Origin of the sequence: Streptomyces sp. NPDC048560, from assembly GCF_040650955.1 — a bacterium.
Classification (GTDB): domain Bacteria; phylum Actinomycetota; class Actinomycetes; order Streptomycetales; family Streptomycetaceae; genus Streptomyces.
In genome coordinates this window covers 1,076,321-1,098,343 of sequence record NZ_JBEZIJ010000001.1, presented here as the reverse complement: position 1 = coordinate 1,098,343, position 22,023 = coordinate 1,076,321, and the positions used below count along the sequence as shown (strand labels likewise).

23 protein-coding genes and 2 tRNA genes are annotated in these 22,023 nt (G+C 70.8%); 16 read left to right on the top strand and 9 right to left on the bottom strand.

Annotation, left to right across the window (positions count from 1 at the left end; all coding sequences use genetic code 11):
• Positions 1 to 128: 128 nt before the first annotated feature.
• The 3 genes from AB0C82_RS04935 to AB0C82_RS04925 form a co-directional block, all read right to left on the bottom strand.
• Positions 129 to 788: a response regulator transcription factor gene (locus tag AB0C82_RS04935; RefSeq protein WP_362837057.1), complete on the bottom strand. Its 660-nt coding sequence runs from the start codon at positions 786 to 788 to the stop codon at positions 129 to 131.
• Positions 789 to 1,017: 229 nt separating this feature from the next.
• Complete coding sequence (locus tag AB0C82_RS04930; RefSeq protein WP_362836284.1) at positions 1,018 to 2,382, bottom strand: sensor domain-containing protein; 1,365 nt, start codon at positions 2,380 to 2,382, stop codon at positions 1,018 to 1,020.
• Between the two features lie 169 nt (positions 2,383 to 2,551).
• Positions 2,552 to 3,745, bottom strand: a complete 1,194-nt coding sequence (locus AB0C82_RS04925) for a sensor domain-containing protein (protein ID WP_362836283.1) — start codon at positions 3,743 to 3,745, stop codon at positions 2,552 to 2,554.
• Between the two features lie 187 nt (positions 3,746 to 3,932).
• Here AB0C82_RS04925 and AB0C82_RS04920 point away from each other — a divergent pair, with 187 nt between their 5' ends.
• The 14 genes from AB0C82_RS04920 to AB0C82_RS04855 all read left to right on the top strand — a co-directional run bounded on the left by AB0C82_RS04920 (position 3,933) and on the right by AB0C82_RS04855 (position 16,514).
• Positions 3,933 to 4,325, top strand: a complete 393-nt coding sequence (locus tag AB0C82_RS04920) for an NADH-quinone oxidoreductase subunit A (RefSeq protein WP_362837055.1) — start codon at positions 3,933 to 3,935, stop codon at positions 4,323 to 4,325.
• On the top strand, positions 4,316 to 4,945 hold the full coding sequence (locus tag AB0C82_RS04915) for an NADH-quinone oxidoreductase subunit B family protein (RefSeq protein ID WP_362836281.1): 630 nt from the start codon (positions 4,316 to 4,318) through the stop codon (positions 4,943 to 4,945). The genes AB0C82_RS04920 and AB0C82_RS04915 overlap by 10 nt, the downstream gene beginning before the upstream one ends.
• Positions 4,942 to 6,369, top strand: a complete 1,428-nt coding sequence (locus AB0C82_RS04910) for an NADH-quinone oxidoreductase subunit C (protein WP_362836279.1) — start codon at positions 4,942 to 4,944, stop codon at positions 6,367 to 6,369. Before AB0C82_RS04915 ends, AB0C82_RS04910 begins: the two co-directional genes overlap by 4 nt.
• Positions 6,366 to 7,334: a complex I subunit 1 family protein gene (locus tag AB0C82_RS04905; RefSeq protein WP_362836277.1), complete on the top strand. Its 969-nt coding sequence runs from the start codon at positions 6,366 to 6,368 to the stop codon at positions 7,332 to 7,334. Before AB0C82_RS04910 ends, AB0C82_RS04905 begins: the two co-directional genes overlap by 4 nt.
• The gene (locus AB0C82_RS04900) at positions 7,334 to 7,957 is read left to right on the top strand and encodes an NADH-quinone oxidoreductase subunit I (protein ID WP_362836275.1); all 624 of its coding nucleotides are present in this window, start codon (positions 7,334 to 7,336) and stop codon (positions 7,955 to 7,957) included. The genes AB0C82_RS04905 and AB0C82_RS04900 overlap by 1 nt, the downstream gene beginning before the upstream one ends.
• Positions 7,954 to 8,562 carry an NADH-quinone oxidoreductase subunit J gene (locus AB0C82_RS04895; RefSeq protein ID WP_362836273.1) on the top strand — a complete coding sequence of 203 codons (609 nt, stop codon included), beginning with the start codon at positions 7,954 to 7,956 and terminating at the stop codon, positions 8,560 to 8,562. Before AB0C82_RS04900 ends, AB0C82_RS04895 begins: the two co-directional genes overlap by 4 nt.
• Positions 8,562 to 8,969 (top strand): NADH-quinone oxidoreductase subunit NuoK, encoded by a 408-nt coding sequence (gene nuoK, locus AB0C82_RS04890; RefSeq protein WP_362836271.1) that lies wholly within the window; start codon positions 8,562 to 8,564, stop codon positions 8,967 to 8,969. The genes AB0C82_RS04895 and nuoK overlap by 1 nt, the downstream gene beginning before the upstream one ends.
• A complete protein-coding gene (locus tag AB0C82_RS04885) occupies positions 8,966 to 10,966 on the top strand; it encodes an NADH-quinone oxidoreductase subunit L (RefSeq protein WP_362836269.1) in 2,001 nt (666 codons plus the stop codon). Before nuoK ends, AB0C82_RS04885 begins: the two co-directional genes overlap by 4 nt.
• A gap of 27 nt (positions 10,967 to 10,993) precedes the next feature.
• Entirely contained in the window at positions 10,994 to 12,550 is a 1,557-nt protein-coding gene (locus tag AB0C82_RS04880; protein WP_362837053.1) for an NADH-quinone oxidoreductase subunit M, read from the top strand.
• Positions 12,547 to 14,094 (top strand): NADH-quinone oxidoreductase subunit N, encoded by a 1,548-nt coding sequence (locus tag AB0C82_RS04875; RefSeq protein WP_362836267.1) that lies wholly within the window; start codon positions 12,547 to 12,549, stop codon positions 14,092 to 14,094. The genes AB0C82_RS04880 and AB0C82_RS04875 overlap by 4 nt, the downstream gene beginning before the upstream one ends.
• A gap of 105 nt (positions 14,095 to 14,199) precedes the next feature.
• Positions 14,200 to 14,664 (top strand): large conductance mechanosensitive channel protein MscL, encoded by a 465-nt coding sequence (gene mscL / locus AB0C82_RS04870; protein WP_362836265.1) that lies wholly within the window; start codon positions 14,200 to 14,202, stop codon positions 14,662 to 14,664.
• Positions 14,665 to 14,856: 192 nt separating this feature from the next.
• Positions 14,857 to 15,720 (top strand): zinc metalloprotease HtpX, encoded by an 864-nt coding sequence (htpX, locus tag AB0C82_RS04865; protein WP_362836263.1) that lies wholly within the window; start codon positions 14,857 to 14,859, stop codon positions 15,718 to 15,720.
• Positions 15,717 to 16,109, top strand: a complete 393-nt coding sequence (locus AB0C82_RS04860; RefSeq protein WP_362836261.1) for a YccF domain-containing protein — start codon at positions 15,717 to 15,719, stop codon at positions 16,107 to 16,109. Before htpX ends, AB0C82_RS04860 begins: the two co-directional genes overlap by 4 nt.
• A gap of 132 nt (positions 16,110 to 16,241) precedes the next feature.
• On the top strand, positions 16,242 to 16,514 hold the full coding sequence (locus AB0C82_RS04855; protein WP_362836259.1) for a GlsB/YeaQ/YmgE family stress response membrane protein: 273 nt from the start codon (positions 16,242 to 16,244) through the stop codon (positions 16,512 to 16,514).
• A gap of 31 nt (positions 16,515 to 16,545) precedes the next feature.
• Here AB0C82_RS04855 and AB0C82_RS04850 read toward each other — a convergent pair whose 3' ends face one another.
• From AB0C82_RS04850 to AB0C82_RS04840, 3 genes are all read right to left on the bottom strand, one after another.
• Complete coding sequence (locus AB0C82_RS04850; RefSeq protein WP_362836257.1) at positions 16,546 to 17,208, bottom strand: alpha-ketoglutarate-dependent dioxygenase AlkB; 663 nt, start codon at positions 17,206 to 17,208, stop codon at positions 16,546 to 16,548.
• A 49-nt stretch (positions 17,209 to 17,257) separates the two neighbouring features.
• On the bottom strand, positions 17,258 to 17,785 hold the full coding sequence (locus AB0C82_RS04845; RefSeq protein WP_362836255.1) for a methylated-DNA--[protein]-cysteine S-methyltransferase: 528 nt from the start codon (positions 17,783 to 17,785) through the stop codon (positions 17,258 to 17,260).
• 197 nt (positions 17,786 to 17,982) lie between these two features.
• Positions 17,983 to 18,471 carry a YajQ family cyclic di-GMP-binding protein gene (locus AB0C82_RS04840; protein WP_185299115.1) on the bottom strand — a complete coding sequence of 163 codons (489 nt, stop codon included), beginning with the start codon at positions 18,469 to 18,471 and terminating at the stop codon, positions 17,983 to 17,985.
• A 188-nt stretch (positions 18,472 to 18,659) separates the two neighbouring features.
• On the opposite strand from AB0C82_RS04840, the gene AB0C82_RS04835 reads away from it, so the two are divergent.
• Positions 18,660 to 18,741: transfer RNA gene (locus AB0C82_RS04835), tRNA-Tyr, on the top strand.
• Positions 18,742 to 18,801: 60 nt separating this feature from the next.
• On the opposite strand, the gene AB0C82_RS04830 is transcribed toward AB0C82_RS04835, so the two are convergent.
• The 3 genes from AB0C82_RS04830 to AB0C82_RS04820 all read right to left on the bottom strand — a co-directional run bounded on the left by AB0C82_RS04830 (position 18,802) and on the right by AB0C82_RS04820 (position 21,544).
• Positions 18,802 to 19,308 carry a cupin domain-containing protein gene (locus tag AB0C82_RS04830; protein ID WP_362836253.1) on the bottom strand — a complete coding sequence of 169 codons (507 nt, stop codon included), beginning with the start codon at positions 19,306 to 19,308 and terminating at the stop codon, positions 18,802 to 18,804.
• 186 nt (positions 19,309 to 19,494) lie between these two features.
• A complete protein-coding gene (locus AB0C82_RS04825; protein WP_362836251.1) occupies positions 19,495 to 20,151 on the bottom strand; it encodes an SDR family oxidoreductase in 657 nt (218 codons plus the stop codon).
• Positions 20,152 to 20,185: 34 nt separating this feature from the next.
• Positions 20,186 to 21,544 carry an amidohydrolase family protein gene (locus AB0C82_RS04820; protein WP_362836249.1) on the bottom strand — a complete coding sequence of 453 codons (1,359 nt, stop codon included), beginning with the start codon at positions 21,542 to 21,544 and terminating at the stop codon, positions 20,186 to 20,188.
• Positions 21,545 to 21,916: 372 nt separating this feature from the next.
• Between AB0C82_RS04820 and AB0C82_RS04815 the strand changes: the two genes are divergently transcribed.
• Positions 21,917 to 21,989: transfer RNA gene (locus AB0C82_RS04815), tRNA-Thr, on the top strand.
• Positions 21,990 to 22,023: the final 34 nt, after the last annotated feature.

Sequence of the window (22,023 nt, the reverse complement as noted above, 5' to 3'; positions counted from 1 at the left end):
TTCGAAACACGCCGCGGTGCCTGCCGTTCGGACCATGCGGGCTCGCGGGGGGCCGGGATCCGGCCTGACCCACGGGGGGACCCGGCCCCCCGGGACCCCCGTCACAGCCCTGACCGCCTGTCAGGCCATCACGAGCGCAGGTAGGTCAGAACGGCCAGAACACGACGGTGGTCGCCGTCACTGGGAGACAGGCCCAGCTTCTGGAAGATGTTGCTGACGTGCTTCTCCACGGCCCCGTCACTGACCACCAGCTGCTTGGCGACCGCCGAGTTCGTCCGGCCCTCCGCCATCAGACCGAGGACCTCCCGCTCGCGCGGCGTCAGCCCCGCCAGCACGTCCTGCTTGCGGCTCCTTCCCAGCAGCTGCGCCACGACCTCGGGGTCCAGCGCCGTACCGCCCTGAGCCACCCGGACCACGGCATCCACGAACTCCCGGACCTCGGCGACCCGGTCCTTCAGCAGGTAGCCCACGCCCCGGGTGCTGCCTGCCAGCAGCTCGGTGGCGTACTGCTCCTCCACGTACTGGGACAGTACGAGTACCCCGATCTGGGGGTAATCCCTGCGCAGCCGCACAGCGGCCCGCACTCCCTCGTCCGTGTGCGTCGGCGGCATCCGTACATCGGCGACCACGACATCGGGCAGCGTGTCCTGCGCGGCGAGATCCGCCACGGTCTTGAGCAGTGCCTCGGCGTCCCCCACCCCCGCGACGACGTCGTGCCCGAGATCGGTCAGCAGCCGGGTGAGTCCTTCCCTGAGCAGCACCGAATCCTCGGCGATGACCACCCGCACCCTGTCCTCCACGACGCTGTGTCCCCCACTGTTGATGTGTAAGCGCGTATGTCGCGCCGGCAGCCGTCCGCGGACGGCTGCCCCGCCCCTTGCGGATTCCAGCATCCCAGCATCGGCGCCGCCGTGGGCCGGGCCGGGACACTTTCGGGCCGGTTGCATCGGGAGAACGCGAGGAAAAGGGGGAGGTGAGGGGCGGAGGCGATGGGGCAGCCCGGGGGAGCCGCCCCGTTCAGCCGCGCCAGGGCAGCTCGGCGGTGACCTTGGTCGGGCCGCCCGCGGGGGAGTCGACGACCAGGATGCCGTCCACCGCGTCCAGCCGCTCCGTCAGACCGGCCAGCCCGCTGCCGGCTGTCACATCGGCACCGCCCCGGCCGTCGTCGGTGACCTGGAGCATCAGCCGGTTCGCCGAGCGCCAGACGTCCACGGAGGCGCGGGTCGCGCGGGCGTGCTTGCTGACGTTCTGCAGCAGCTCCGACACCGTGAAGTACGCGATGCCCTCGATCGCCTGCGCGGGACGGGCGTCCAGGTCCACGTCGACGCTCACGGGGACGGTGCAGCGGGAGGCGATGGCGGAGAGCGCGGCGTCGAGCCCGCGGTCGGTGAGGACGGCGGGGTGGATGCCGCGGGCGAGGTCGCGGAGTTCCTGGAGGGCGACCTTCACCTCTCCGTGGGCCTCGTCGACCATGCGGGCGGCAGCCTCGGGGTCGTCGGTCAGCTTCTCCTTGGCCAGGCCCAGATCCATGGCGAGGGCGACGAGGCGGGCCTGCGCGCCGTCGTGCAGATCGCGCTCGATGCGGCGCAGGTCGGCGGCGGCCGTGTCCACGACGACACCCCGGTCCGACTCCAGCTCGGTGACCCGGGTCGCCAGCCGGGACGGGCTGAGGAGACCCACGACCATCAGGCGGTCCACCGACGTCAGACCACGGATGATCCACGGCGTGACCACGACGAGGAACACGCCGACGGCGCTGGTCATGGCCAGCTCGAAGGGGGAGTCGAGGTAGACGGTGTGGCCCCTGTCCCCGTACAGCTGGATCCCGTCGACCCCCACGAACACCGGGAAGACCCAGTGCCACAGCGGGTAGGTGAGCGCGGCCCATCCGTAGGACCAGAGCGTCAGCGAGACGGAGAAGGCGAACACCGCCCACGGGAAGTGCAGCAGCGCGTAGAGCAGGTGCCGCCAGGACACGCCGCTCTTCAGGACCGCGCCGACCCAGGACATCAGGCCGCCCGTCCTGCCGCGCACCGGTGCGGGGTCCGCCACGTCCAGGTTGAGCAGCGCGCGTGCCCGGGCGCGCTCCAGCGCGCCGAAGCCCCGGCACATGGCGAGACCGGCCGCGAGTATCGGGATCCCGAGGAAGGTGATCAGCATGCCGATGCCCAGCGAGCTCATGGTGATCGCGAAACAGAACAGCACCGTGCTGATCGGCAGGCTCAGCATCAGATAGCCGAACTCGCGCCAGGTCCGGCCCTCGAACGGAGCGCGCAGCGCCGCAGGGAAGAAGTGCTTCACCGGGGGCAGATCCCCGGAGCCGTACCTCCGGGGGTCCCGGGTGCGCGGTCCACGGGTGTCCGGTCCGTATGCGGTGGCCATGGGTGCCGTCCGTTTCTTCTCAGCGGTCTTCTCACCGGGCTGGTCCTACGTCTCAAGAGTGCTGTGCCGGGGGACCGCGCACCATGAGGACGGTCGCCGTATCGGGGCGGGGGTTTTCCCCACCCCCGGAGTACCGGACTCGGCAGGCCCCCCTGGTATCGCGACGGTGCTACTGGGCCTTGACCGCCGCGGCGGTCACGCGGTCCCGCCACGGCAGCTCCGCCGTGACCGTCGTCGGACCGCCCTCCGGGGAGTCGAGCACGAACATCCCGTCGACCGCCCCGAGCCGCTCCGCGAGCCCGGCCATGCCCGTACCGCCGTCCATGCGCGCGCCACCGGCCCCGTCGTCCTGCACCTGGATCAGCAGCCGGTCCCCCGACCGCCACACCTCGACGGACGCCGCCCGGGCGCGGCTGTGCTTGCTGACGTTCTGCAGCAGCTCCGACACCGTGAAGTACGCGATGCCCTCGATCGCCTCCGCAGGCCGCCCCGGCAGTTCGACCCCCACCGTCACGGGGACGGTGCAGCGGGAGGCGATGGCCGAGAGCGCGGCGTCCAGGCCGCGGTCGGTGAGGACGGCGGGGTGGATGCCGCGGGCGAGGTCGCGGAGTTCCTGGAGGGCGACCTTCACCTCTCCGTGGGCCTCGTCGACCATGCGGGCGGCGGCCTCGGGGTCGTCGGTCAGCTTCTCCTTGGCCAGACCGAGCCCCATGGCGAGGGCGACGAGGCGGGCCTGCGCGCCGTCGTGCAGATCGCGCTCGATGCGGCGCAGGTCGGCGGCGGCCGTGTCCACGACGACACCCCGGTCCGACTCAAGCTCCGCGATCCTGCGTTCCAGCTCGTCGGAGGGGGAGAGCAGCCCGCGCACCATGGCGCGGTCGGCGTTGGTCAGACCGCGTGCGATGAAGGGGAGGACGGGCCACAGGACGAACAGGCTGACCAGCGCCACCGTGAACGTCAGTACGCCCCAGGGCAGCCGGATGAACGCGTACAGCAGCGAACGCCACCCCACCGGGTCCTTGAGCCCCGCCCACAGCCAGGTGAAGAACCCCTTCTCGCGACTGCCCCGGGTGAACGAGCTCGGCTCCTCGACGCGCACCCCGAGCATCCCCCGTGCCCGGCCACGCTCCATCCGGCCGAACCAACGCGCCCCCTGGAGCCCCGCCACCAGGAGCGGAAGGCCGATGACCGTGACGGAGAGCCCCACGCCGACACCGATCATGAACACTGTGTAAACAAAGCCGGCAATCGCCATGGGGAGATTGGCCAGGAGGTAGGCGATCTCCTTCCAGGCCCACGGGCCCAGGGCGAAGCGGGCGGGCGGCGGCCGGTCGTTGTCCGGCACAGAAGGGGTCATCGTCATGAGGCCCAGCCTGCCGGGCGGGACCTGCGCACGCCATGGGGTACGTGGGTGGGGTGAAGTAGGGATAACCCCACCGTTGTGCGACGCGGCTGCTTACCGTCTCTTTAGCAGGGCCTAGACTCCCGTGCGTACAGATCGTCGAACAGGTTCGAGGGAGCGAGGGGCGGACGTGGCGGACGTGCGGAGTATGCCGGAGCCGACCGTTCTCGCGGCGGAGTACTTTGAGAGTTATTCAGTGGTCGGACTGCTCGCCGTCATCGGCGTGCTCTTCGTCGCCGTCGCATTCGGCGCCGGCCGGCTGCTGAGGCCCGTGGTCCCGACGCCGGAGAAGCTCCTCACCTACGAGTGCGGTGTCGACCCCGTCGGAGAGGGCTGGGCCCACACTCAGGTCCGGTATTACGTCTATGCCTTCCTGTACGTGATCTTCGCCGTCGACTCGATCTTCCTTTTCCCGTGGGCGACGGTATTCGCCGCCCCCGGATACGGGGCGACGACGCTGGTGGAAATGTTCATCTTCCTCGGCTTCCTGGCCGTAGGACTGCTCTATGCATGGAAGAAGGGCGTCCTCGAATGGGCGTGACGAGCGAACCGCAGCCCGGCCCCGTCGCGCTGCCGGACCCGACACTGCTGGAGCCGAAGAAGCTCGGCGTGCTGTCCCGGCTCGCGCCCGAACCCATGAAGGTGGTCCTGAACTGGGGCCGCCGCTACAGCCTCTGGGTCTTCAACTTCGGGCTCGCCTGCTGCGCCATCGAGTTCATCGCCGCGTCCATGGCGCGCCACGACTTCATGCGGCTCGGGGTGATCCCGTTCGCCCCGGGGCCGCGCCAGGCGGACCTCATGGTCGTCTCCGGCACGGTGACGGACAAGATGGCGCCGGCCGTGAAGCGGCTGTACGAGCAGATGCCCGAGCCGAAGTACGTCATCTCCTTCGGGGCCTGCTCCAACTGCGGCGGCCCCTACTGGGACTCGTACTCCGTGACGAAGGGCGTCGACCAGATCATCCCGGTCGATGTGTACGTACCGGGCTGCCCGCCCCGGCCGGAGGCCCTGCTCCAGGGCATCATCAAGCTCCAGGAGAAGATCGCCCGCGAGTCGCTCGCCGAGCGGTACGGCACCCCCGACACGGGCCGCCCCTCCGCCGCGGCACTCCGCAGCGGCCTGGTCGCGCCCCCGACGACGCCGGTGGAGGGGACGAAGTGAACGCGGACGCGTCGCACCTCTACGACCGCCTCCCGGACGCCGTCACCGAGATCTTCGGCGCGGAGGCCACGGCCGAGTACGCCTACGACCTGCTGACCGTCGACGTTCCGCCGGCCTCCTGGACCGCCGCACTCGAAACGGCACGCGACGAGCTGGGCCTCAGCTACTTCGACTGGCTCAGCGCGGTCGACGAGGGCGAGAAGGGCTTCCGCGTCTGCGTGCACGTCGCGGCTCCCGGGACTGCTTCTGCGGCGTCCAAAGCCACGGCTCCGGTCACGGCTCCGGGCGAGACTTCCGGGACTGCTCCGGGCGAGACTTCCGGCGCGGATTCCGGCACGGCCGCCGCCGCGGAGGCTCCCGTCACGGCTTCCGGGCCCGCAAAGGTGCGGCGCCTGCTGGTCCGCACGACGGTCCCGCACGACGCGCCCTCCCTTCCCACCGCCCTCGGTGTGTACGCGGGTGCCGACTGGCACGAGCGCGAGACGCACGAGATGTTCGGCATCGCCTTCGAGGGCCACCCGCATCTGGTCCCGCTGCTGCTGCCCGAGAACTTCGAGGGCCACCCGCTGCGCAAGGACTTCGTCCTGGCCGCGCGCGTCGCCAAGGCATGGCCCGGCGCCAAGGAGCCGGGTGAGTCCGAACACGGCGGCCCCAAGCGGCGCACGATGCTCCCGCCGGGAGTTCCCGACCCCAACGAGTGGGGCCCCCTCAAGGGCCAGCTCCCCCCTGCCCCGGCCCGCCCCGCACGGGCGGCCCGCCCCGCGGGCGACCGCCCGGCCCGCCGGACCGCCGCCGCGGCTGAGGGCGCGCCCACGACTCCGGCCCCCGCTGCGCGCCGCACGCGCAGCGTGTCCCAGGGCTCGGCGAGCCAGGAACCGGCCACGGCGCAGGAACCGACTCCCCGCACCCCGGACGCCCCGTGGCACGACGCCGGGCAAACCGGCACTCCCGGACGGCCCGAGCCGACCGCACCTGCGAAGGCGTCCGAGCCCGCGGGGCCCGCGGAGCCCGCCCAGCCCGCAGGGCCTGCCGAGCCGGCCGGACCCGCCGGCCCCGCGGAGCCGTCCGGACCGGCCGCACCTGCCAAGCGGTCCGAGCCTGCCGAGCCGGCCGCCCAGCCCGCACCGGGCGAGGGCGAGGCCCCGGACGACTCCAAGCCTCTCCGGCGTTCGAGGAGCGAGGGCCCGGGGGCGGAGCCCCCGGGCCGGGAAGGGGCGGGCAGGGGAGAAGCCCAGCGCAGCGCCCCCACCCCCGAGCCCGCCGAACCCCCCACCGCAGGGCACGCGGACGCAGCTCCCCAGGACGCCGCAGACACCGGTCCGACGGACGCGCCCCCCGCGCGCCCCGACACCGGCACCGAGAACGACACCAGCACCGAGAACGACCCCGACACCCGACCCCCCGCCGGAGGCGATACCGCGTGAACGACGTACTCGACGTCGCCCTCCGGCTCCTCATCGTCTTCGCGGTCTTCATGATCGCCCCCCTCGTCGTGGGCCAGACCGAGCACAAGGTGATGGCCCACATGCAGGGCCGCCTCGGCCCCATGTACGCGGGTGGCTTCCACGGCTGGGCGCAGCTCGCCGCCGACGGCGTGAAGTTCGTGCAGAAGGAGGACATCGTCCCGGCGGAAGCCGACCGGCGCGTCTTCCAGCTCGCCCCCGCCGTCGCCCTGCTCCCGTACCTCCTCGTACTCGTCGCCATCCCCATCGGGCCGAGCGAGGGCGCGGTCGGTCAGGTCGTCGACGCGGGCATCTTCTTCGTACTCGCCGTGATGGGTGTCGGTGTGCTCGGCTCGCTCATGGCGGGATGGGCCTCGGCCAACAAGTTCTCCCTCCTCGGCGGACTGCGCACCGCCGCGCAGCTGCTCGCGTACGAGCTGCCGATGCTGCTGGCCGCCGCCTCCGTGGCCATGGCGGCGGGCACGGTCTCCCTCCCGGGCATCCTCAACGCCTTCGAGTGGTGGTGGCTGCCCTGGCAGATCGTCGGAGCCCTGGTCTTCTTCGTGGCCGGCCTCGCCGAACTCCAGCGGCCCCCGTTCGACATGCCGGTCGCCGACTCGGAGATCATCTTCGGCGCGTACACCGAGTACACCGGCCTGCGCTTCGCGCTCTTCCTGCTCGCCGAGTACGCGGGGATCGTCGTCCTCTGCGGACTGACCACCGTCCTCTTCCTCGGTGGCTGGCACGGACCGCTCGGCGCCGACGGGCTCGGCTGGGTCTGGACGCTCCTCAAGATCGCGGTGCTCGCCTTCGTCGTCATCTGGCTGCGCGTCACCTACCCCCGACTCCGCGAGGACCAGTTGCAGAAGCTCGCCTGGACCACGCTCATCCCGCTCGCCCTCGCGCAGATCGCGCTCACCGGCATCGTGAAGGTGGCGATCAACTAATGGCCCCGATCCCCGGCGCCGGCCTGGCCAAGGGCCTCGCCGTCACCCTGCGGACCATGACGAAGCGCACGGTCACCGCGCAGTACCCCGACGTCCAGCCCGAACTGGCGCCCCGCAGCCGGGGTGTCATCGGGCTGTTCGAGGAGAACTGCACCGTCTGCATGCTCTGTGCCCGTGAGTGCCCCGACTGGTGCATCTACATCGACTCCCACAAGGAGACGGTGCCCGCCGCCGTGGAGGGCGGCCGCGAGCGCAGCCGCAACGTCCTCGACCGCTTCGCCATCGACTTCGCCCTCTGCATGTACTGCGGTATCTGCATCGAGGTCTGTCCCTTCGACGCGCTGTTCTGGTCGCCGGAGTTCGAGTACGCCGAGACGGACATCCTCGACCTCACCCACGAGCGCGACAAGCTCCGCGACTGGATGTGGACCGTGCCGGAGCCGCCGGCTCTCGACCCGGGAGCCGAGGAGCCGAAGGAGCTGGCCGCCGCCCGCAAGACGGCGGACAAGCTGAAGGCGGCCCAGGAAGCCGAACAGGCCCAGCAGGCGCAGCGGTCTGAGGACCCCCAGCCGACCGAGCAGCCCCGTCGGCCCGAGGAACCCGGACAGGAGGGCCAGGAGTGACTCTCGCAGCAGCCGCGGCCCACCCCGGCTTCCTCTCCCCGACCGGTGTGGAGATCGCCTTCCTCCTGGTCGGCCTCGCCACGTTCGGCGCAGCCGTCATCACCGTCACGACCAGGCAGCTCGTGCACGCCGCACTCTGGCTCGTGGTGGCGCTCGGCGGCATCGCCGTCGAGTACCTCCTGCTCACCGCCGAGTTCATCGCCTGGGTGCAGGTACTGATCTACGTCGGTTCGGTCGTCGTCCTCCTCCTCTTCGGGCTGATGCTCACCAAGGCCCCCATCGGCCGCTCCCCGGACGCCGACTCGGGCAACCGGTGGGTCGCCCTGGCTGTCGCCGGAGCGGCCGCCGCCGCTCTCGTCTGGGTGGTCGTCGACGCCTTCCGCACCACGTGGATCGACCTCGAAGGCCCGGCCCAGGGCTCCACCGACGTCACCGGAGAGTTCCTCTTCCGGCACTGGGTGCTGCCCTTCGAAGCGCTCTCCGTCCTGCTGCTCGCCGCCCTCATCGGCGCGATCGTCCTGTCCCGCAAGGACCCGGCGGACAAGAGCCTTCGCGCGGGCGGGAACACCCGCGAGGGCAAGAGCCACCGAGAGGACAAGAGCTGATGCACCTCGCCTATCCCGCCGTGCTCGCCGCCCTCCTCTTCTGTACCGGGCTGTACGGAGTCCTCGCCCGCCGCAACGCGATCCTGGTCCTGATGTCCGTCGAGCTGATGCTCAACGCCGTCAACCTCAACCTGGTCGCCTTCGACGTGTGGCTGCGCGACGCGCTCCACACCGGCCAGGCCCTCACGCTCTTCACCATCGCCATCGCCGCCGCCGAGATCGGCATCGGCATGGCGATCGTCCTCGCCGTCTACCGCAACCGCGGCAGCTCCGACGTCGACCGTCTCCGCGACACCGCCGAGACCGACGAGGCCGAGACGCTCCCCGGTGACGAGGACGTCCACGGCACCGAAGACCAGGCCACTGCTCCGGCAGGGAAGGCAAAGAAGGCTGAGGCCACCGCGTGACCACCACGACCCTCGCCGTTCTCGTCCCCCTCCTGCCGTTCCTCGGCGCCGTGGCGGGCCTGCTGCTCGGCCGCACGGCAGCCGGCTTCGTCCGTCCTCTCGCGGTGCTGCCCACGCTCGCCGCGGCCGTGATCGCCGTCGTCGTCGCGGCACGTCAGGGCGGCGGCCCGGCCATCGACGCCGCCACCGAGCTGACGCCCACCGGCTCCGTACCGATCGATCTCGCCCTGCACCTCGACGGCTTCGCGGTCCTCGTGGCCGTGCTCGTCGGACTCGTCGCCACCTGTGTGCAGATCTACTCGACCGCGTACCTGCGCGACGATCCCCGCTACCCCTCGTACGCGGCCCTCGTCTCCCTCTTCACCTCCGCGATGCTGCTCGTCGTCTACTCGGGCGACCTGATGGTGCTCCTGGTCGGCTGGGAGATCATGGGCATCTGCTCCTACTTCCTCGTCGGCCACTACTGGGAGACCCCGGAAGCCCGCGCCGCCTCTCTGAAGGCCTTCCTGGTCACCAAGCTCGGCGACGTCCCCTTCCTCATCGGTCTGTTCGCGCTCGCCGCCGACACCGGCACCTTCCGTATCACCGGCATCCTCGGGGCCGTCGCGAACGGTGGCCTCGATCACCCCACCCTCATCGCCCTCCTGCTCCTCGCGGGCGTCGCGGGCAAGTCCGCGCAGTTCCCCCTGCACACCTGGCTGCCCGACGCGATGGCCGGTCCCACCCCCGTCTCCGCGCTCATCCACGCGGCGACGATGGTCGCCGCCGGCATCTACTTCGTGGCCCGGCTCCTTCCCGTCTTCGCCGAATCGGGCGCGGCGCTGGTCGTGCTCGCCGTGATGGCCGCCGTCACGATGATCGGCTCCGGTCTCGCCGCCCTCGCGCAGGACGACATCAAGCGCGTCCTCGCCTACTCGACCATCGGGCAGCTCGGCTACATGGCGGGCGCTCTGGCCGTCGCCGACCGCGGGGCCGCCGTGTTCCACCTCATCTCGCACGGTGCGTTCAAGGCCGTCCTCTTCCTCGCCGCAGGCGTCGTCATCCACGCCGCCGGGACCAACTCGCTCGCCGCCATGTCCCGCATGGGCGGCCTGACGAAGCGCATCCCGGACGCCTACTGGACGATGACCGTCGCCCTGCTCGCCCTGGCCGCCATCCCGCCGTTCGCCGGCTTCTTCTCCAAGGAAGCCGTCCTCGTCGCCGCCGAACACGCCGCCCTCGGCGACCGTGACGTCGCCCCGGCCGCAGCCGGCTGGACGATCCTCATCGCCGGACTGCTCGCCGCGGTCCTCACCGCCGCGTACGCCACCCGCCTCTGGCTCCTCGCCTTCAAGGGACGGGGCCCCGAGGTCCCCGACCACGGCAGGCAGCCCGTCGCGATGACATCCGTCCTCTGGCTCCTGGCCCTCCCCACCATCGGCTTCGGCCTGACCGTCGGCGTCATCACCGACTGGTTCGACGGCCACAGCCTCACCCCGTCCGTGACCACCGCCGTCCTGTCCACGGGCGTCGGCCTCGTCGGAGGGCTCGTCACCTACGGCGCCTGGCGTCACACCACGGCCCTCGCCGCCGCCACCCCGGCCGGCATGGTCGTCGCCCACCCCGACGAGGAACCCGCGCTCGTCGAGATCGAGGCACTGACAGCGCACCGGGCCGCCTACGGCCCCGCGGGCGACGCCCCCGACCCCGCGGACCCCGGACGGCTCCTGCTCGGACCGCTCCACCACCACGCGGCCACCGGTTTCCACCTCGACGCCCTGTACGCGAAGCTGTTCGTCCGGCCCGTCGAGGCCGCCGCCCGCCTGGTCCGCTTCCTGGACCGCGAGGTCGTCGACACCTATGTACGCGGCTCCGGCACCGGCGCACGCTGGCTCGGCACCGCCGTCCGCCGTGCCCAGACCGGCAACGTGCAGACCTACCTCAGCGCACTGCTGGCCGGTTCCCTTGTCCTGGCGATCGCCGCCGTCGTTTTTGCCAACGCCAACGCCGGGTCGTGAGCCGTGTTCGATATCAGCGAATCAGTGATGCAGTTCCTTCTCGCGTTCATCGTCGTCGCCCCGCTCCTCGGCGCCGCGGCCGCCCTGCTCCCCGCGCCGCCCGGACTGAAGGGGAAGAACCCCGGCCAGGCCGTGCTCCGCCACGGAGTGACCGTCACCGGCGTGATCCTCCTCGCGGCGATCGTCCTGGCCATCGGCTTCGACCACGACCACCCGTCTAAGATGCAGGCCAGTACGGACATCAGCTGGATCCCGGCGCTGGACGTCCGGATCCACCTGGGTGTGGACGGCATCTCGCTCCCCCTGATCGTCCTGACCGCGCTGCTGACCTTCCTCTGCGCGCTGTACAGCTACTTCAAGATGCCGGCGGGCCCCTCCCCGAAGGCATTCGTCGCACTGGTCCTCGTGCTGGAGTCCGGCACCCTCGCGACCTTCGCCGTCCTCGATCTGCTGCTGTTCTTCCTGGCGTTCGAGATGGTGCTCATCCCGATGTACTTCCTCATCGCCCGCTGGGGCGGCGAGAGGAAGCAGGCCGCCGCCTGGAAGTTCATCCTCTACACACTGCTCGGCTCGGTCGTCATGCTGCTGGGCCTGCTCCTCATCGGCCTGAAGAGTGGCACCTTCGACATGGTGGCACTCGCCACTGACAACGGCCGTGGGCTCACCTCGTCCGTGCAGGTCATCGCCGTACTGGCCATCGGGATCGGCCTCGCGGTGAAGACCCCGATGTGGCCGCTGCACAGCTGGCTCCCCGACGCCCACACCGCCGCACCGACCGTCGGCTCGGTCCTGCTCGCGGGCGTCCTGCTGAAGATGGGCACGTACGGCTTCGTACGCATCCTGCTCCCCATCACCCCCGACGGGATGCAGACCTTCGCGCCCTACCTCGCCGCGTTCGCGGTGGTCGGCATCATCTACGGGTCGCTCGCCTGTCTCGCCCTCGTACGCTCCGGCGCCAAGGGCGACCTCAAGCGCCTGATCGCGTACTCCTCCGTCGGACACATGGGCTTCGTGCTGCTCGGCATCGCGACCATGACGCCCACCGGCGTCAACGGCGCACTGTTCGCCAACATCGCCCACGGCCTCATCACCGGCCTCCTGTTCTTCCTGGTCGGCGCGGTCAAGGACCGCTACGGCACCGCGGACCTCGACACCCTCGCGGGTGCGACAGGAGCCGCGCTCTACGGCCGGGCCCCCCGCCTCGGTGCCCTTCTCGCCTTCGCCGCCGTCGCCTCCCTCGGCCTCCCCGGCCTCGCCGGATTCTGGGGCGAGATGCTCACCCTGTTCGGCGCGTTCGACCCCGCCGAAGGGCTCAGCCGCCCCGCCTTCCTCACCTTCATGTCGATCGGCGCCTTCGGCACCCTGCTCACCGCCGCGTACATGCTGCTCGTCGTACGCCGCGTCTGCATGGGCGAACCCGCCGAGCACCAGCAGCAGCAGCGGATCGCGGACATCCAGACCTACGAGTTCGCCGCCTGGACCCCGCTCGTCGCCCTCACCGTCCTCGCCGGACTCTGGCCCGCCGTCCTCCTCGGCCTCACCGACCCGGCCGTGCAGAAGCTCCTCGCAGGAGGCAAGTCGTGACCGCAGCCGTCGTCACCACCGCGGCCGAGAGCACCACGAGCCTCGTCCAGTCCGTCGACTGGCTCGCGATCGCGCCCCCCGTCATCGTGGCCGCGGTCGCCCTCGGCGTACTCGTCGCCGACCTCTTCATCAGCGAACGCCACAAGCCGCTCCTCGGTTACGCGTCCATCGCCGGACTCGTCGCCGCGCTCGCCTTCCTCGTACCGCTGCGCGAAGGCGACCGTTCCACGTTCTGCGTCTCCGGCGCCGCCGACGTCGACGCCTGCAGCTACACGGCCGATCACTTCGCCCTGGTCATCCAGGCCCTCGTGCTCGGCGGCGCGCTGCTCACCGCGCTGCTCTCCCTCGACGACACCCGCAAGCTCCCCGCCGGCGAGTACTGGTTCCTGCTGCTCTCCTCCGCCGCCGGTGCCGCGCTCCTGCCGGCCTCCCGCGACCTCGCCACGCTCGTCGTCGCCCTCGAAGTCGCCTCGCTCCCCGCGTTCGCGCTCGTCGGCATCAAGCGCGGCGACCGGCGCTCGTCCGAAGCGGCGCTGAAGTTCTTCCTGTCCTCCGTCGTCGCCACCGCCGTCATGCTTCTCGGCGTCAGCTTCGTGTACGCGACGACCGGCACCATGCACCTCACCGAGATCGCGGCCCGCCTCGACGACGTACCCGGCCGGTTCGAGACCCTCGCCGCTGCCGGTGTCGTCCTCACCCTCGTCGGATTCGCGTTCAAGACGGCCGCGGCCCCGTTCCACTTCTGGGTCCCGGACACCTACGTGGGCGCGCCCCTGCCCATCGCCGCGTACCTCTCCGTCGTCGGCAAGGCGGTCGGCTTCTCCGGCCTCATCCTCGTCACCGTGATCGCGTTCCCGTCGTATGCCGACGTCTGGGGCCCGGCCGTCGCCGTCCTCGCCGCGCTCACCATGACCGTCGGCAACGTCGCGGCCCTCCGCCAGAGCGCCACGCGCGCCCGCAGCGCCGTACGCCTGCTCGCCTGGTCGTCCGTCGCCCAGGCGGGTTACCTCCTGGTCCCGGTCGCCGCCGCCGCTTACTCCAGCGACGAGCAGATCGGATCGACCGTCGCGTACGCCCTCATGTACGCCGTCGTGAACCTCGGCGCCTTCGCGGTCGCCGCGCTCGTGGCCCGTACGCACCCGGGCAACCGGATCTCCGACTACCGGGGCCTGTACGCCACCCGCCCCCTCACCGCGCTGGCGATGGGCTTCTTCCTGCTCTGCCTGGCCGGTCTGCCGCCCGGCATCATCGGCCTCTTCGCCAAGGTCACCGTGTTCTCGGCGGCCGTGGACGCCGGGCTGGGCTGGCTCGCGGTCGTGATGGCCGTCAACGTCGTGATCGCGCTGTACTACTACCTCCAGTGGACCGCGGCCCTCTTCAGGGCCCCGGAGGCCACCGAGGGCGGCGCCGTGGCTCCCGTAGCGTCCCGGCTGCGTGTTCCGGCCCCTCTCACCACCGCGATCGTCCTCACGACCGTCGTCGGCGTCATCCTCTCGGGAGCCCCGCAACTCGTCCTCAGGTTCGCCGCCGTCAGCCTCTTCTGACCCCTCCTCCCCGGACCCGCGCAAGATCGGTTTGCCCGGAGCCGTCGGCGCACGGCATGGTCTTGGCTGCATACGTCACGTATTGAGCGAAGAGGAGCGACAGCGGTGCTGAACGGTTTCAAGGACTTCATCCTGCGCGGCAACGTCATCTCGATGGCCATCGGCCTGGCCGTCGGAGCTGCGTTCACAGCCGTGGTCACCGGCTTCAGCACGGCCTTCATCACCCCGCTGATCGGCCTCGCCACCGGCTCCGTGGGCGACTTCAGCGCGGCCCAGTTCACCGTCGAGGGCGCGATCTTCCCGTACGGGAAGTTCCTCGCCGCCGCCATCGCCTTCCTCATCACCGCCGCGGTCCTCTACTTCCTCGTCGTCGTCCCCATGGCCAAGGTGCAGAACCGGTTCACCGCCAAGGAGGAAGAGGCGAAGGCCGACATCAAGGCCGCTCTGCGCGACTGCCCCCGCTGCTTCTCGGAGATCCCGGCCGTCGCCTCCCGCTGCGGTCACTGCACCAGTGAGGTCGAGCCGGACCACGAGGCCCTGGTGCTCGCGGGTCTGCCCGCCCAGCGCTGAGACAGCCCGCGAGGACGCCCTCCGAACACGGCACAGGCAGCGCCCCGACACCCGGACGGCCTACGCCTTCGCCCGCGCGCACAAGGGAACTAGCTCTCCCCGCCTGGCGTTGACCAGTACGGGAGGCTCCACTGGTGAGTGGAGCACCACCAAGCAAAGGGTTCCCCTGCCGCACCATTTGGAGGGCGTACCGTGCACCGCCGGCACAACGGGCTGAGAACCGCCGTACTCCTCGGGGGCCTGTCAGCCCTCATCATCGTCATCGGCAGCTTCTTCGGGCGTACGGGTCTGATCGTGGCTCTCGTCGTCGCGATCGGCACCAACGCCTACGCGTACTGGAACAGCGACAAGCTCTCGCTCCGCGCCATGCGCGCCAGGCCCGTCAGCGAGTTCGAGGCTCCGCAGCTCTACCGCATCGTGCGTGAGCTCTCGACCGCCGCCAGACAGCCCATGCCCAGGCTCTACATCTCGCCGACCCAGGCACCCAACGCGTTCGCCACCGGCCGCAATCCGCGCAACGCGGCAGTCTGCTGCACCGAGGGCATCCTCCAGATCCTCGACGAACGCGAGCTGCGGGGAGTTCTGGGGCACGAGCTCAGCCATGTCTACAACCGGGACATCCTGATCTCGTCCGTCGCCGGAGCTCTCGCCTCCGTCATCATGTTCCTGGTGAACTTCGCCTGGCTGATCCCGGTCGGGCGCTCCAACGACGACGACGGCCCGGGGCTCTTCGGCATGTTGTTGATCATGATCCTGGGGCCGCTCGCGGCCTCGGTGATCCAGCTCGCCGTAAGCCGTTCCCGGGAGTACGAGGCGGACGCCTCGGGGGCCCAGCTCACCGGCGACCCGCTGGCCCTGGCCAGTGCCCTGCGCAAGCTGGACGCCGGCACCAAGCAGCTTCCCCTGCCGCCCGAACCGAAGATCGAGACCGCGAGTCACATGATGATCGCGAATCCCTTCGGTCCCGGCCGGGGCATGTCCAAGATGTTCTCCACGCATCCGCCGATGGCGGAACGCATTGCCCGACTCGAGCAGATGGCAGGTCATCGCCCGTGAAGACAATTCTGAACGTCATATGGCTGGTTCTCTGCGGATTCTGGATGTTCCTCGGCTACCTGGCCGCGGGGCTCCTGCTCTGCATCACCATCATCGGCATCCCGTTCGGGCTGGCGGCGTTCCGCATCGGCGTCTACGCCCTCTGGCCCTTCGGCTACACGGTGGTGGACCGCCGGGACGCCGGAGGCCCGTCCTGCGTCGGGAACGTCCTCTGGCTGGTCCTCGCCGGCTGGTGGCTCGCCCTCGGCCACATCGTGACGGGCCTCGCCCTCTGCATCACGATCATCGGCATCCCGCTGGGCATCGCGAACTTCAAGCTCATCCCGGTCTCCCTGATGCCGTTCGGCAAGGAGATCGTCCGGTCGGACCAGCCGTTCGTCCCCCGGTAGCAGCCGACGGGGCGTCAAGCCGCCTGGGCGCCCGGCCGACGGGGTGGTGAGAAGTACCCACCGCCCCGGGAACCCCCACGTACCTCTCCGACGTCTTGGATTCCAAGATCGTACGAGGGGTAGGGGCCAGGCATGAGCATCATCAGCTGGATCATTCTCGGACTGCTTGCCGGAGCGATAGCGAAAGTGCTGCTGCCCGGCCGCGACCCGGGCGGCATCATCGGCACGACGCTCATCGGGATCGTCGGTGCCTTCATCGGCGGCTGGCTGTCGTCGCGTTACCTGGACCGCCCCATCAGCAACGACTTCTACGACACGGCGACCTGGGTCGCGGCCGTCGGTGGTTCGCTCGTCCTGCTCATCGCCTACCGGCTGCTCTTCGGCAACTCCCGCGAACGGCGCTGACCGACGACACCGGACCACCGCCCGTCCCGCACTAGCGCCTGCTCAGCCCCGTCTCGCGCAGGGTCAGATTGAGCCGCCCGCCGCGCATCCCGCATCCGGGACCGGCCGTCCCCGGATACACCCGGGGCACCCCGTGGAACGCGAAGCGCGACGGGCCGCCGAACACGAACAGATCACCCGAGTCCAACTCGACGTCCGTATAGGGACGTCCGCGGTCCTCGGTGTTCCCGAAGCGGAAAACGCACCGGTCGCCGATGCTCAGTGACACCACAGGAGCCTTCGAGCGCTCCTCCTTGTCCTGGTGCATACCCATCCGTGCGGCACCGTCGTAGAAGTTGATCAGCGCGGTGTCCGGCGCGTACGCCGCGGCGGCGCCCTCGTCCCCGTATGCCTCGGCCACCGCCGCCCGCCCCAACTCGCCAAGCCAGTCAGGGAACGGGGCGACCCGTTCGCCGTTCACGTCATCGGCGGTACGCGAGTAGCGGTAGGGCTGCCAGTGCCACCCCAGACACAGCGACCTCACCGACATCACGCCACCGCCCGGCAGCACCGTGTGCCGCAGCGGTACGGGCCCCCGGGCCCACTCCCGGCACGCCTCGACCAACTCCCGCTGCCGCTCCACCGGAAGCCAGCCGGGCACATGGACGGCGCCCGGAGCGACGACGGTCCGAGGCCGTGGAAAGAGACCTGACACCGGGACACCACCCTTCAGCCGCGCGGGAGGGCCATCCTGCCCACCGTGCTCACCGCCCGGCCATCGGAGCGCCCTCCAGCCCCAGCAGCATCTTCTTACGCTCCACACCGCCCGCGTAGCCCCGCAGGGCGCCGTCCGCGCCGATGACCCGGTGGCAGGGCCGCACGATCAGCAGCGGGTTGCGCCCGATCGCGGTCCCCACGGCCCGTACGCCCGGCCCGGCGGAGCCGACCTGCTCGGCCACGCGGCCGTACGACACCGTCTCGCCGTACGGAATCGAGTCCAGGGCCTTCCAGACGCGCCGCTGGAACTCCGTGCCCGCACCGTCGGCGTACGCGATGTCGAAGCGGGTCAGCCGCCCGTCGAAGTACGCCGCCAGCTGAGCGGCGATCCCGGCGAACGCCTCCGGTTCATGGAACCAGCCGTCCTGGACCTGCGAACCGCCCTTCTGGCCCGGCAGCGACAGCGACACCAGCGCGACACCGGACGAACCCACGGCGCCGGCCGCCCCGGCCGGCCGCTCGCCGACGAGCAGCAGCTCACCCAGTGGGCTGGTGACCCTCGCGTACATCGTCATGACCGTCACACTCCCTCGCCCGAACCGCTTCCTGCCCTGCCGATTCTGCGACCCGCACCGCCTCACGACCGGCGGTATTCGGACATCGCGTCGCGGAGCACCGCGACGGCCCCGGCAGCGAACCGGAACGCACGCGGGGCGACCGTGCCGACCGGCACGCCCGCCCCGTCCGCGACTGCCGCACGGCAGTCACCGCGTCACCGGTAGTTCGCGAACTGCACCGCGAAGTCGAGGTCCTTTTCCTTCAGCAGCGACTGGACCGCCTGCAGGTCGTCACGGCTCTTCGAGCTGACCCGCAGCTCGTCGCCCTGGACGAGCGCCTTGACGCCCTTGGGACCCTCGTCCCGAATGATCTTCGCCACCTTCTTGGCGTTCTCCTGGGAGATGCCTTCCTCGATCGTGGCGAAGATCTTGTACTCCTTGCCGGACAGCTGCGGCTCGCCCGCGTCCAGCGCCTTCAGCGAGATACCGCGCTTGACCAGCTTGGACTGGAAGATGTCGAGGATGGCCTTGACCCGCTCCTCGCCGTTCGCCTCCATCAGGATCTTCTCGCCGGACCACGAGATCGTGGCGCCCGTGCCCTTGAAGTCGTAGCGCTGCGAGATCTCCTTGGCGGCCTGGTTGAGGGCGTTGTCGACCTCCTGCCGCTCGACCTTCGAGACGATGTCGAAACTGGAGTCGGCCATGACGTGTGGCTCCTTGCGTCGAATGCGTTGTGGATACACCCAAAGCTGCGTCTGGGATACACCCAAAGCCTAGCCATCCCGGCCCGCCAGAACGGCTGATCAACTGGGTAGCGGAGCACCCCCAGTCATCGGGTATCGTTTACGTCGTCGCCAAGGGGGTCCTCACGGACTGCCGAGGCGCCGTTCCAGGCGGTGTGCCCGAGTGGCCAAAGGGAGCAGACTGTAAATCTGCCGGCTCAGCCTACCCAGGTTCGAACCCTGGCGCCGCCACAGGAACGAAAGGGTCCGTGACCAGCAGAGATGCTGATCACGGGCCCTTTTGCGTTGCGGCTACTCGCCCACGAGCTTGAGCCGGTACCTGTCGGTCAGTTCGGCGACCCATGCGTCGGAGAACTCCAGGCCGTACCGCTCGGCCAGCTCCGCCCGCCGGCGGACGAACTCCTCGGGACCGGACGCTGTCTCGGCGATCGTGCCCATCTCGTCGAAGAACCGCTCGAAGCCGGCGGGGGAGAGGATCTCCAGGATCCTCGCCGGTTCCGGCCCCGCGTTCCAGAACGTGTGCAGGATCCCTCGCGGCTTGAGGATGTACGAGCCCGGACCCGCCGTGGCCTCCTGGTCGCCCACCCGTGCGCCGACGTGCCCCTGGAGGACGTACGAGAACTCGTCCTCGCGGCTGTGCACATGCGGTGGTACGAGACGGCCCGGTTCGATCGGGTGCTCCACGACCGCGAACTGGTTCCCGGTCTCCTCGGCCCAGAGTCTGAAATCGACCCCGATGCCTCCGAGCCAGATCGACTTGCCCTCGTCCGGTTCGACCACGAATCGGAGAGCGTTCACGACGGCCTCCCAGATGTCGGCCTTCTCCCTCTTCTCAACTCTATGCCGGTCTCGCGTCTCAGGCATCGGGACCGGTGCGCCCTCCCGGACGGCCGTCACCGGTGTGTGACGAGGAAGCCCCCCTGACTCGCTGTCAGGCGAGCCGGAGGGCTTCTTGGTGATCCGCGAACGTGCTCCGCAGCAGGGTCAGTTGCCCGCGACGTCCTTCACCGCGACCATCACCGGCACGTTGCCCGAGATGAGCTCCAGCGTGAGGCCCGCGGTGGCCGGCGTGTCCAGCAGCTCCACGATCGAGGCGGCCACGTCGTCGCGGGGGACCGGGCCGCGCCCCGTCGAGGCCGCCAGCAGGACCTGGCCGGTACCGGCGTCGTTCGTGAGCATCCCGGGGCGCAGGATCGTCCAGTCCAGTGAGGGCCGGGAGCGCACGTAGTCGTCGGCCGCGCCCTTGGCGCGCTGATAGACGTCGAACACCTCGTCGCCCTGGTGGTGGGCATCGGCGCCCATCGAGGAGACCATGACGTACCGCCGCACGCCCGCCCGTTCCGCGGCGTCGGCGAAGAGCACCGCCGCACCCCGGTCGACGGTGTCCTTGCGGGCGGAACCGCTGTCCGGGCCCGCCCCGGCGGCGAAGACCGCGGCGTCCGCGCCGCGCAGCACCTCCGCCGTCTCCTCGACGGAAGCCGACTCCAGATCGAGGACGACCGGTTCGGCGCCCACGTCCCGGAGATCGTCCGCCTGTTTGGGATCACGGATGACTCCGACCGCTTCGTCTCCGCGCGCAGCGAGCAGTCGCTCAAGCCGCATCGCGATCTGACCATGTCCACCTGCGATGACAATGCGCATGTCCCCGACCGTACGCCGCGCCGGACGGCCGTGCTCACGAGCCCTGGCAGGGGCCCCTGCCGGGCCCGGCGTCCGAGGTGCCCGCACCTCCCGGGGGCGGGCCCTTCTCCACGCGCCCCTGGCGGGGCAGATCGAGCGCGACGGCCGCCTCCGAGTCGCAGTACTCGCGCACCGCGCTGGTCCGCGCGACCACCCGTCCCCGGTGGACCACGATCCTGCTGTACGCCAGGGAGAGCACGCCCGCGAGCCGCTCTCCGCGCACCGCGAGAAGTTCGGCGGGGAAGCCCGCCTCCACCCGCACCTCGGGCAGCCCCATGGCCGCTCTGGCCACCGAGGAGACGGCCTCGTAGGCGTGCTCGGCGGGCATTGCGTGCTGGGAGGCGAGGAGGAAGGCGGCTTCGAGTGGGTCGCCCCGGCCCACGGGGTTGGCGACGTCCCGCAGCGCCCCGCTGCCCGCCACCACCCGGACTCCGGCGGCCCGCAGCAGCCGGACGGGCGCGGCGCCCCGCCGTTCGGTGCCTGAACAGCCGCCCTGCGGGAGGCAGATGACGGTCACTCCGGCAGCCGCCAGCTGATCGGCGGCGCGGTTCGCGGCTTCCGGGGGCAGGTGGGACAGACCCCCGCACGGGCCGATGGAGACGCCGGGGCGCAGCCCTCCGGCCATGGCGGCGAGCCGCGCCAGCCGAGCCGGATCGTCACTGTCCGTGTGCAGATCCACGGGGCAGCCGTGCTCGGCGGCGATCTCCAGGACGGCTTCCGCGTAGCCGGCGGGGTCGGGATCGAGGTCGGGGCAGCCGCCGACCACGCCCGCGCCCATCTTCACGGCGTCGCGCAGCATGGCGAGGCTGTCCGCCCCCGCGATACCGGTGAGCAGGCGGGGTACGGCGACGGGAGTGAGGTCGGCGAGCCCGCGCAGCGAGCGCCGGGCCTGGAGGACGGCTTCGAGCGGGGCGAGCCCCTGGACGTCCCCGATGCGTACGTGGGAGCGCAGCGCCGTCGCGCCGTGGCCGACCTGGAGCAGGGCGGCCTCGGTGGCGCGGCGCTGGATGTCCTCGGCGAGATGGGACGCGGGGCCCGGGCTGTCCGGCCCGGCGCTGTCGGCGGTGAGGGCCGTGTCGCTGTGCGCGTGGGGTTCGGCGGGCGCGGGCAGCAGCAGATAGCCACGCAGGTCCAGGCGGGCTCCCCGGGCGGTCAGGCTGCCCGCGGTGCCGACGGCCTCGATGCGGCCGCGACAGAGCCGTACGTCCACGATGCGGCCGTCGGTGAGCCTGGCGCCGCACAGCACGAGTGCGGCGTCGGGGACAAGGCCGGCGGCGGGGCTGCTCGCGGGGCCGGCCGCGTCGGCGCCGTCGGCCGCGCTGTCGTCGGGCCGCCGCGGCTGGCTGTCGGGCATCGCGCTCCTGGAAGACGGGTGTCGATCACACAGAGTGAGTCGAGCCTAGGGCGACGCCCGGTCCGCTTCGATGAGGAGCGAAATAGTCGTACCGGCGTGGCCTGGTGGGGCGTGTGGGGCCGGTGCGAGCGAGCGGCGGTGAAGTGCCCCGTGAGCCGGCCGGACGGCTGTCCGGCTCACGGTCCGGACCGTTCGCGGCCGCCACTCAGGAGTCTGTTCGGGAACTCGCTCAGGAGTCCGATCAAGGCCCTGGTCAGGGCCCCCGTCGGGGCCGGATCGAAGGGTCCGGCACGGCTCGGATCCGCGCCGGGACGAAGGCCGTGGAAACGGATTTGGGCGACGGCCGCAGACCGTGTAATGTCTTCATCGCTCGCCCCAATAGCTCAGTCGGTAGAGCGTCTCCATGGTAAGGAGAAGGTCTGCGGTTCGATTCCGCATTGGGGCTCTGGTGATCGGGAAACCCCGCTTCGGCGGGGGGA

Bases quoted from the DNA above. Each gene is read 5' to 3' on its own strand.
- AB0C82_RS04930 (WP_362836284.1), bottom strand. From the start codon at position 2,382: ATGGCCACCGCATACGGACCGGACACCCGTGGACCGCGCACCCGGGAC.
- AB0C82_RS04925 (WP_362836283.1), bottom strand. From the start codon at position 3,745: ATGACGATGACCCCTTCTGTGCCGGACAACGACCGGCCGCCGCCCGCC.
- AB0C82_RS04920 (WP_362837055.1), top strand. From the start codon at position 3,933: ATGCCGGAGCCGACCGTTCTCGCGGCGGAGTACTTTGAGAGTTATTCA.
- AB0C82_RS04915 (WP_362836281.1), top strand. From the start codon at position 4,316: ATGGGCGTGACGAGCGAACCGCAGCCCGGCCCCGTCGCGCTGCCGGAC.
- AB0C82_RS04900 (WP_362836275.1), top strand. From the start codon at position 7,334: ATGGCCCCGATCCCCGGCGCCGGCCTGGCCAAGGGCCTCGCCGTCACC.
- nuoK (WP_362836271.1), top strand. From the start codon at position 8,562: ATGCACCTCGCCTATCCCGCCGTGCTCGCCGCCCTCCTCTTCTGTACC.
- AB0C82_RS04880 (WP_362837053.1), top strand. From the start codon at position 10,994: ATGCAGTTCCTTCTCGCGTTCATCGTCGTCGCCCCGCTCCTCGGCGCC.
- AB0C82_RS04855 (WP_362836259.1), top strand. From the start codon at position 16,242: ATGAGCATCATCAGCTGGATCATTCTCGGACTGCTTGCCGGAGCGATA.
- AB0C82_RS04845 (WP_362836255.1), bottom strand. From the start codon at position 17,785: ATGACGATGTACGCGAGGGTCACCAGCCCACTGGGTGAGCTGCTGCTC.
- AB0C82_RS04840 (WP_185299115.1), bottom strand. From the start codon at position 18,471: ATGGCCGACTCCAGTTTCGACATCGTCTCGAAGGTCGAGCGGCAGGAG.
- AB0C82_RS04825 (WP_362836251.1), bottom strand. From the start codon at position 20,151: ATGCGCATTGTCATCGCAGGTGGACATGGTCAGATCGCGATGCGGCTT.
- AB0C82_RS04820 (WP_362836249.1), bottom strand. From the start codon at position 21,544: ATGCCCGACAGCCAGCCGCGGCGGCCCGACGACAGCGCGGCCGACGGC.